This is a genomic window from Mesorhizobium sp. M7A.F.Ca.US.010.02.1.1, from assembly GCF_004023085.1.
Classification (GTDB): Bacteria; Pseudomonadota; Alphaproteobacteria; order Rhizobiales; family Rhizobiaceae; genus Mesorhizobium.
This window is the reverse complement of the sequence record NZ_RZRV01000001.1, coordinates 397,461-405,790: the sequence shown is the minus strand read 5'-3', so window position 1 is coordinate 405,790 and position 8,330 is coordinate 397,461. Positions and strand designations below refer to the sequence as shown.

At 60.6% G+C, this 8,330-nt stretch carries 8 protein-coding genes; 1 reads left to right on the top strand and 7 read right to left on the bottom strand.

The annotated features are described in order from the left end of the window. Nucleotides 1–57 precede the first annotated feature (57 nt). From EOA19_RS01955 to EOA19_RS01945, 3 genes are all read right to left on the bottom strand, one after another. Entirely contained in the window at nucleotides 58–1,332 is a 1,275-nt protein-coding gene (locus EOA19_RS01955; protein ID WP_128302521.1) for a nucleotide sugar dehydrogenase, read from the bottom strand. Between the two features lie 43 nt (nucleotides 1,333–1,375). Beyond that, a complete protein-coding gene (locus EOA19_RS01950) occupies nucleotides 1,376–2,653 on the bottom strand; it encodes a sugar transferase (RefSeq protein ID WP_245486024.1) in 1,278 nt (425 codons plus the stop codon). A gap of 364 nt (nucleotides 2,654–3,017) precedes the next feature. Further along, nucleotides 3,018–3,608, bottom strand: coding sequence for a biotin transporter BioY (locus EOA19_RS01945; RefSeq protein ID WP_128302519.1), 591 nt, complete (start codon nucleotides 3,606–3,608; stop codon nucleotides 3,018–3,020). 117 nt (nucleotides 3,609–3,725) lie between these two features. Between EOA19_RS01945 and EOA19_RS01940 the strand changes: the two genes are divergently transcribed. Beyond that, nucleotides 3,726–4,652, top strand: a complete 927-nt coding sequence (locus EOA19_RS01940) for an MBL fold metallo-hydrolase (RefSeq protein WP_128302518.1) — start codon at nucleotides 3,726–3,728, stop codon at nucleotides 4,650–4,652. Between the two features lie 19 nt (nucleotides 4,653–4,671). On the opposite strand, the gene EOA19_RS01935 is transcribed toward EOA19_RS01940, so the two are convergent. Genes EOA19_RS01935 through EOA19_RS01920 form a run of 4 tightly spaced genes read right to left on the bottom strand, consistent with a single transcriptional unit; the run spans nucleotide 4,672 to nucleotide 8,312 of the window. After that, a complete protein-coding gene (locus EOA19_RS01935; protein ID WP_128302517.1) occupies nucleotides 4,672–5,592 on the bottom strand; it encodes a 5'-methylthioadenosine phosphorylase in 921 nt (306 codons plus the stop codon). Between the two features lie 14 nt (nucleotides 5,593–5,606). Beyond that, nucleotides 5,607–6,398, bottom strand: coding sequence for an ABC transporter permease (locus tag EOA19_RS01930; RefSeq protein WP_128302516.1), 792 nt, complete (start codon nucleotides 6,396–6,398; stop codon nucleotides 5,607–5,609). Then, nucleotides 6,391–7,278: an ABC transporter permease gene (locus EOA19_RS01925; RefSeq protein WP_023808558.1), complete on the bottom strand. Its 888-nt coding sequence runs from the start codon at nucleotides 7,276–7,278 to the stop codon at nucleotides 6,391–6,393. The genes EOA19_RS01930 and EOA19_RS01925 overlap by 8 nt, the downstream gene beginning before the upstream one ends. Then, a complete protein-coding gene (locus tag EOA19_RS01920; protein ID WP_128302533.1) occupies nucleotides 7,275–8,312 on the bottom strand; it encodes an ABC transporter ATP-binding protein in 1,038 nt (345 codons plus the stop codon). The genes EOA19_RS01925 and EOA19_RS01920 overlap by 4 nt, the downstream gene beginning before the upstream one ends. Nucleotides 8,313–8,330 lie beyond the last annotated feature (18 nt).

Below are 8,330 nucleotides of genomic sequence, written 5' to 3'. Positions count from 1 at the left end.
GCCGCTTGGCTACGTGATACCCTATGAAGCCGGCCGCGCCGGTGACCAGAACCCTCATCAGAAGCGCCCATCCGTAACATGCCTGGGGAACAGACCCTTGATGTCGTAGATGACGCCCGGGGTCTTGCAAAGCGCCTGCAGGCCGTCGACGCCCAGCGCGCGGAACTGCCAGTGGCCGACGGCCACGATAACGCCGTCATAGCGCTGATCGGGAATGTCCTTCATGCTGGCTATGCCGAAGGCACGCGCGCATTCCTGCGCGTTGACCCAGGGGTCCCATATGTCGATGCCGGCATTGTATTCCTTCAGTTGGGCAACGATATCGGCGACCTTGGAATTCCTCAGGTCCGGACAATTTTCCTTGAAGGCCGCGCCCATCACCAGAATCCGGCTGCCAACGACAGGTATTCCCTTGCGCATCATCAGGCGGGCCGTCTGATCCGCCGCGTGCTGACCCATGCCGTCATTGATACGGCGGCCGGCAAGAATCACCTCCGGATGATAGCCGAGTTCCTGGGCCTTGTGGGTGAGATAGTAGGGATCGACCCCGATGCAGTGGCCGCCGACGAGACCCGGCGTGAAGCGCAGGAAATTCCATTTGGTGCCGGCGGCTTCCAGCACTTCGGACGTGTCGATGCCGAGCTTGCCGAAGATAAGCGACAGCTCGTTCATCAGCGCGATGTTGAGGTCGCGCTGAGTGTTCTCGATGACCTTGGCCGCTTCGGCGACCGCAATGCTCGAGGTACGGTGTGTGCCTGCCGGCACGATCGAGGCATAGAGCGCATCGATACCTTCGGCCGCTTCCGGCGTCGAGCCGCTGGTGACCTTGACGATCGTCTGCAACCGATGCTCGCGGTCGCCCGGATTGATGCGCTCGGGACTGTAGCCGAGGAAGAACCCCTCATTGTAGCGCAGGCCCGAATGTTTCTCGATCAGCGGCGCGCACACCTCTTCCGTGCAGCCGGGGTAGACCGTCGATTCGAAGATCACCACCGCGCCTGGCGATATGACCTCACCGACCAAAGTCGATGCCATGATCAACGGTTTCAGATCCGGACGGTTGGCCCTGTCGATCGGCGTCGGCACCGTGACGATGAAAATCCCGCAATCGCGCAGATCGGCCTTGTCTGTGGTGAATGTCAGCCGCGACGCAGCACTGATCTCATCACTGCTGGCTTCCAGCGTATGATCGTCACCACGCCTCAGCGCGTCCACCCTCGACTGGTCGATGTCGAACCCGACGACATCCCTGGTGGCGCCAAAAGCGACCGCCAGCGGCAGGCCGACATAGCCAAGCCCGATGATCGCTATTTTCCTGGAGGCGAGATCCATCTGCTTCCTGCGCTTGCTATTCCAGAGCCATGCTTCGCATTGGTTATCGCGCACCAAAGCCGGTAAGCATCGTTTTCATTGTCTTGAGGGTTATCAAAACGTCCAGCCAAGGCGAAAAGTTCTTTATGTAATAGAAATCATAGTGCAATTTTTCCATAACGTCATCGACGGCAGCCACATGCCCCTGATTTACTTGTGCCCACCCACTTATGCCTGGCCTGACGATATGCCTGTAGCGATAGAATGGCAGCTCAGCCTCGTACCACTGTGACAGCACGACAGCTTCCGGTCGCGGTCCGATCCAACTCATTTCGCCACGCAGGATGTTGATGACCTGCGGCAGTTCGTCGATCCTGGATTTTCGCAGGAAACGCCCGACTCGGGTGATGCGATCATCATCGCGCCTGGTGATCGCCCTCTCCTTGTCGCTGCCGGCGTCAGAGTGCTGGCGCATCGAGCGAAACTTGTAGACCGTGCAGATCTTGCCCCGGTAGCCCATGCGCTGCTGGCGAAACAGCGCGGGACCCTCGGAATCCAGCCGGATCAGCAGCGCTATCAACGCCAGAACCGGGGAAAGAACGATAATCAAGACAAGTGCCGAGACCCAGTCGGCTGCCTGCTTGATCTTGAGATAGGCTTGGTTCGGATTGAGTGAACCAAGCGTGTTTTCCGACAGGTGCTCGATCTCGACCCGCCCGGTCAGCGACTCGCTGACCTGCTTGACGTGGTATACGGGCGTTCCCGAAAGGGCCCGATCCGCGATGTATCGTTCCCATTCCGCGCCAAGATCGGCACGCAGATCAACGACCACGCCGCTGGCTCTTTCGATTATCGTACTGGTCGACTTGATCCAAAACCAATGCACACCCGGTAACGTCTTGAGGCGCTCGACATCTCCGCCGGGAATCACGACGAGCCGGTACGGATCGAGGCGCCGCGTCAACAGGCTCAGGCCGAAATACCAGAGCGTGGACTGCGTGAAACTGGCGGCGGCTTGAAACCGGCTGTACTCGAACCGAAAAAAGAAGATGGTCAGGAAAACAGCCCCATAGGACAGGGCAAATGTCGGCAAGATGTAACTTGCCGCGGCCACGCCCGGGAAATTTCCGATGCGGCGATAGGACAAGAAGCCCACAAGGTGCGCGATGACCGCAGCGGCCACCGTGACCTGAAGACTGGCCGAATAGATAAATTCAGGATTGAAGACAATCCGGATGATCGCCGGCGCAAAAATCGCGAATGTCAGTCCGCCAAGCAGTTGAAACCGAATCCTGAACAGGAAATGCCGGCTTCCGACAATAGTCGACGCTGCGACATTCAACGTCTTCCCCCCTTCCCCAAAGCTGCCGTGTCGGCGACAGACCAGCGCGATAGTGCATCTGACCTAATCGCTCACAACAACGAATCGGACGTCTCGCCCCCCGGCGATTCGATACAGTCGAAGACCAAGAGCTACGACAGCGCGGCTGCGCCAGCAAGCATCTATTTCTTAGGTCAACAGTTCGGGAATTGAAAAGCCTAGGCTAATAAAGCGGCTTGATGATCATTACTGAAGATGTCGCAGCGTCTAGGGCGATATAACCGACAATCTATCGAGGTTGGCGGACACCAGACCGGAAATCGGCCAGTCACGCCGCTCCGGCCAGTGGCTTGATTGCCCCTGGCCGTTTCTTCGATCGCGCGCTTCAGCCGCGCTTGAGCAGCGTCCAGACGGCCGGCACCAGGCTTGCCGCCAGAGCCACCTTGATCAGGTCGCCGACGATGAACGGCACGACGCCGAACTGCCACGACTTTTCCGGACCGATGAGCAGCGCCAGCCAGGCAAAGCCCATTGCCATCATGACGACTTCGGCAACCAGCATGGCGTTGAAAAGCTTGATCGGATGGCGGTCCCAACCGCGATCCGCCGCCCAGCCGACAATGGCCGCCATGACCACGAAGCCGGCGAGATAACCGCCGGTCGAGCCGAGCATGTAGGCAATGCCGATGCCCTTTTCAGGCGTGCTCTGGAAGACGGGGAAGCCCATGGCGCCCTCGGCCATGTAGAGCAGCAGGGTGGCGACGCCGAGACGCATGCCGAAGGCGGCGGCGATCAGCAGCACGGCCAGCGTCTGCATCGAAATGTCGACCGGCCCGAGCATAACCTTGGTCTTGGCCGACAGGGTCAGCACAAGCGTTCCGGCGATGGCCAGGAAAAGCTGCGTTGCCAGCCGCGCCGCGCCATTTTGCGGCAGAGCCAGAGAAACAAGCGGACGCATCGTAGTTGCAATTGCCATGGTATTTCCCCAATCCGATTGCCGCACACCGATGTTCGCGGCCTCACATCCTCCTATATTGGCTTGCGTGTTATGCGGCAATCGGTTTTGCCGTTTCCCGAAACAAGGCACCGATGCATGGCACTGAAATTCGATACCGGCTTCGACCCCTTCTATGGCCAGGGGGTGAACGTCGCGCCCGATGTCCAGCGCATCACGGCCCGCAATCCAAGCCCTTTCACCTTTCACGGCACCAACAGCTACATAATTGGCCGCGATACGCTGGCGGTGATCGATCCGGGGCCGGATGACGAGGCGCATCTGCGGACCCTGCTCGGCGTGATCGCAGACCGGCCGGTCAGCCATATCTTCGTCAGCCATACGCATCGCGACCACTCCCCGCTGGCGGCCCGGCTGAAAGAGCGCACCGGCGCCCTCGTGCTGGCAGAGGGGCCGCACCGGCCGGCAAGAGCCCTGCATATCGGCGAGACCAATGCGCTCGACGCCAGTGCCGACACGGCTTTCGTCCCTGATGTCGCCCTGCCCGACGGCGAGGTGGTCGACGGCGACGGCTGGTCGATCAGGACGGTTCTGACCCCGGGCCACACCGCCAATCATGCGGCATTCGCGCTGGAAAGAATTGGCGCGCTGGAGGGAACCGGCATCCTGTTTTCGGCCGATCATGTCATGGCCTGGGCAACCTCCATCGTCGCCCCGCCGGATGGAGCGATGGCCGACTACATGGCCTCGCTGGATCGCTTGATCGAACGCGGGGACCGCTTGCTGTTGCCCGGACATGGCGGGCCGGTGACGGCACCGCGCGCTTTCATGCGCGGGTTGAAGACGCATCGCAAGATGCGCGAGCGCGCCATACTGGAGCGGGTCAGAGAAGGCGACCGGACGATCGTGGACATGGTCAAGGCGATCTACAGGGACACCGACCCGCGGCTGCATGGTGCCGCCGGATTGTCGGTGCTTGCCCATCTCGAGGATCTGACGGCGCGCGGCCTGGTTGTGACCGATGCCGCACCGGCCATCGACGGCATTTTCACGCCGGCCGGATAGGCTATCGGCGCCATTCGCTCTAGAACCGGCTGGAGCGCTCTGCTGGCTGAGGCGACTTCAAGCCCTGGCAAGAGCATTCGGGATCCGTTGGAAGACGTGCCGCGGTCTCCAGCGCAACCCGCGAGGCTGTCATAGAGAGGCTCGGCAGCACGTGCTCCTGCAGCAATTTCTGGCGCTCGCGGTCCATATAGTCGTTGAAACCGGCCGTGACGAACGCCAGGGGCACGAAACAGGCGCCGATCTCGCGCGATAAGGTGGCCTCAGGGGCGATCGAGTGGTTGAGCACGTCCGCTCCCATGTTTCGATATGCCAGAGCTTCGGCGGGAGTTGTCAGTCGCGGCCCGTAGCAGTGGGCAGCCACCAACTGCTGCTCGATGCCATGGACGCGGCATTCGGCTGGCCAATGGCGCCGGGCGGTCTCGGCCAACAATGCCGCACATCTTGGACATACGATCTGCTTGCCCGAGCAGTCGAAGCTCTGGCGGCCGGGAAGCAGTGAAAACGGGGTCTGCGTCAGTTCGAGGATATCGGCGTTCACCACCATGTCGCCGGGCTTGATAGCCTTGTTGACGGCGCCAATGGTCGAGCAGGAGAGAATCTGCTTTACACCCGCACTCATCAACACCCAGAACGCGCGGCGATGACAGGAATGGTCGATATGGTCTCGGGGATTGCCGTGCGAATACATGCACAGGGCACGTTTCGTTTTGCCCTCGACGGTAATAGATGCATCGAATTCGAGCAGCTTCCAATTGTCGCTGGGACCGAAAGGCGTTTGGAAACTCATGTCTCGCTGCAAGGTGCGGACGCCATCAACTTCGACATCTTCCGGAAAGGCGAGACCCCAATTCGCCGATCCGGTGATGATCGCCAACCCCACTTGGGGTATGTCCGTTGAATGATCGGCCAGATCGTCGGCTGCATGATGATTGTTGGGCATGTTTTCAGTCTCGCTCAGGATTTTTGGCGAAGGGTCACGACCAGGACAACGACCACGACGATGACGGTCCACAAGGTCGAAATCGCCGCGATGGTCGGGTCGATCTGATCGCGCAGCGACAGGAACATGAGCTTCGGCAGCGTGCTGTTTTGACCACTCGCGACGAAGATCGAAATGACGGATTCGTCTAGCGAGGTCAGGAAGGCCATCAGTGTGGCCGACAACAGACTGATCTGAAGTTGGGGGACAATTATTCCGCCAATGGCTCTCGCCCAGTTTGCGCCCAGGCTGCGCGCCGCCTGAACCTGGTTCCAGTCAAAGCGGGCCAAGGCGGGCAACAACACAATGCACGCGACCGGAATGGCTAGTACCACATGTCCGACCAGGACACCGAACAGCGTTCCGACAAGACGTTGCGCCGCCAGAACAAAGAAGAGACCGATCGCGAGCAGGATCCCCGGCACAATGGACGGGGTGAGCAGAACGCCCTGAATGGTTACGGCGGCCTTTCCGCCGAGCCGGTTGATCGAGATGCCGGCCAGAAGCCCCAGCGGCACTGTGATCATCGCTGTCAATGTGCCGAGGATCAGGCTCGTCCTGAGTGCGGCCATCCATGTCGCCGAACCGAAGAAAGTCTCGTACCAGCGCAACGAGTATGCGCGCGGTGGGAACTCGAGAAGATTGGACGCCGAAAAGGAGAGCGGGACGACGACGAGCGTCGGCAGCATCAGGAACGCCATAACGAGCGCACAAAAGCTCCACAGGAGGATGCGGGCCAGCCTGCTGTCTGGATAGGCTTCAAGCATGGGCTGTGCCGATGCTGCGTCCGGCAATGAGCCGCCGCGCAGCCAGGAACATCACCCCCACCAACGCCATAAGAACGAGGAGCAGAATGCCCAGGACGCTCGCCGAGCCCCAATCCTGGAAGGTCGATAGCGTGCGCTCGATCCGGGTGGAAAGGGGATTTACCTTGCCGCCGCCAAGCACCGCGGGCGTGATGAAGAACCCTATGGTGTAAATGAAGACGATGATCGAACCCGAGAAGATGCCGCCGGCCGAAAGCGGCAGGATGACCGTGCGGATCGTTTGCCCGAGAGTGGCGCCCATGCTCGCCGACGCGCGGACGAGGTTTGCATCGATATCGCGCATCGCCGCATAAACGGGCAGCAGAAAAAGCGGCAGCATGTAGTGAACCATGCCGATCAGCGTTCCCGTGAAATTGTAGACCAGCGGCAATGGCTCAGCTGTCAGGCCTGAACCCGTCAAAGTTGCGTTGATCAGGCCATCGCGCCGCAACAGCACGAGCCAGCCATAGGTGCGCACCAGAATGGAGGTCCACAACGGCAGCATGACGAAGGCCATCAGCAAATTGGCCACCCTTGGTCTGGCGCTGGCCAGGGCGAGCGCCAGGGGAGTACCGAGAAGAATGCAGATCGCCAGCGTGCCCAGAGACAGTTCAAGGGTTGTGACCAGTGCCGACCATGTCAGCCCGCTCGAAAGCACCTTCTCGTAGTTGCCGACGGTGTACTCGCCCCCCGTGGTCAGGAAGGATTGCCGGATGATCCATAGGATAGGCAGTATCGCCGCCAGTCCGACGATGAACAGCGCAGGCAGTGAAAGCGAGAGGAAGAACCGCCGCTCGCGTCGCGCGTCTGCCGCGAGCGCAGGATCGGCAAGGACGGTCACGCTACCACTCCCGGTATCGCGTGAACTTTCGCTGCTGGTGCATAGGCGGTCACCCGCTGACCGGCGGCTAGTTCGGCGCAGCCGCTGGCCAGCGCCGCCGGAATGCAGACAAGTATCTCTTGCCCGCCGTCAAGCGCCAGCGTCAAAAGCCAGTTCTCGCCACGAAACGCCTTGGCGCGCAGCGTTCCCTCAAGGGCCACCCCGTCTGGCCCGACGAGCTTCGCATCAAGATGGAAGCATTCCGCGCGGATCATCAGAGCTTCGCGTGACGCATCGGCGCCGTCTATTCTGCGCGCCGAGCCCGGGGCCACAATGTTGGCCTCGCCCATGAACTCCGCGACGAAGCGGGTCGATGGACGATCATAGATCCGCTGTGGCGTATCGATCTGCTGGATGCGGCCGGAATTCATCACCGCGATCCTGTCGGACATGATTAGCGCTTCGCGCTGGTCATGCGTCACATAGATGGTGGTGATCCCCAGATCATCGTGCAGACGCCGGATCTCGTACTGCATGGTTTCGCGCAGGTTCTTGTCGAGCGCCGACAACGGCTCGTCCATCAGCATCACGCGTGGCTCAAAGACGATCGCCCGCGCCAACGCCACCCGCTGGCGCTGGCCGCCGGACAATGCGGCAATGTTGCGCTCCGCCAAACCTTCAAGCTTCACGCGGGCCAAAGTGTCGAGTGCCCTCTGGCGGGCCTCGGCTTTCGGCGTCTTGCGCAGCACCAACGGATACTCGACATTTGCCAGAACGTTCATGTGGGGAAACAGGGCGTAGTTCTGGAAGACTATGCCGATGTCGCGCTTGTTGGGGGCCAGGCGGGTAATGTCCCGATCGTCCAACAAAAGTTTACCGGAATCGGGCCGGACAAATCCGGCCAAAGCCATGAGCAGCGTGGTCTTGCCCGATCCGGACGGCCCCAAGAGCGTGAGAAATTCGCCAGCCTGAATGTCGAGCGAGACATCGTCCAGCGCGACGTAAGATCCGTAGGTCTTGCGCACGCTGTCGATGGTGATCGGGAGCGACTTCATCATGTGCTTCAGCCTTAA

Coding starts and splice junctions, on each gene's coding strand:
- EOA19_RS01955 (WP_128302521.1), bottom strand. CDS start 1,332: ATGGATCTCGCCTCCAGGAAAATAGCGATCATCGGGCTTGGCTATGTC.
- EOA19_RS01945 (WP_128302519.1), bottom strand. CDS start 3,608: ATGGCAATTGCAACTACGATGCGTCCGCTTGTTTCTCTGGCTCTGCCG.
- EOA19_RS01940 (WP_128302518.1), top strand. CDS start 3,726: ATGGCACTGAAATTCGATACCGGCTTCGACCCCTTCTATGGCCAGGGG.
- EOA19_RS01935 (WP_128302517.1), bottom strand. CDS start 5,592: ATGCCCAACAATCATCATGCAGCCGACGATCTGGCCGATCATTCAACG.
- EOA19_RS01930 (WP_128302516.1), bottom strand. CDS start 6,398: ATGCTTGAAGCCTATCCAGACAGCAGGCTGGCCCGCATCCTCCTGTGG.
- EOA19_RS01920 (WP_128302533.1), bottom strand. CDS start 8,312: ATGAAGTCGCTCCCGATCACCATCGACAGCGTGCGCAAGACCTACGGA.